Origin of the sequence: Microbispora sp. NBRC 16548 (assembly GCF_030268985.1) — a bacterium.
In the GTDB taxonomy this organism is placed as follows: Bacteria; Actinomycetota; Actinomycetes; order Streptosporangiales; family Streptosporangiaceae; genus Microbispora; species Microbispora catharanthi.
In genome coordinates this window covers 1-465 of sequence record NZ_BSSF01000078.1, presented here as the reverse complement: position 1 = coordinate 465, position 465 = coordinate 1, and the positions used below count along the sequence as shown (strand labels likewise).

Annotated in this window: 1 protein-coding gene; it reads right to left on the bottom strand. The window is 65.4% G+C overall.

Annotated features, from left to right (window positions below; genetic code table 11):
- On the bottom strand, positions 1-465 hold a 465-nt coding region (locus QSK36_RS43105), incomplete at both ends, for a family 43 glycosylhydrolase (protein ID WP_285786448.1).

Here is a 465-nt window from a genome sequence, read left to right as displayed (position 1 = left end):
CGCCGTTGTCGATGAAGCCGACGTTCATCCCGCCTTCGTTGGAGGCCTCGGTTTCGACACCGGACTCCCAGGCGATGGTCTCGGCCTCCTGGCGGGTGTAGGGGTTCAGCGTGCCGATCTGGGGTGCCCCGGTGGTGGTCATGTTGATCGTCGGGATGGTGCCGTCGGCGTTGTAGGTGAACTTCTCCACGGCGACCGAGCGGGTGTAGCCGCCGCCGCCCGGCAGGGCGCCGTTGTGGTAGAAGAAGTACGAACCGCCGTTGAAGTCGATGACGCCGGGGTGGTTGGTGAAACTACTGCCCTGCGTCGGCATGATCGTGCCGCGGTAGGTCCACGGCCCGGTCGGGCTGGTGGCCGTGGAGTATGCGATGAACTCCGAGCAGCACTTGGCCGCGAACACCATGTAGTACAGGCTGCCCCGCTTGTAGAACCACGGGCCCTCTTCGAACAGCGTCGGCCGGTTGG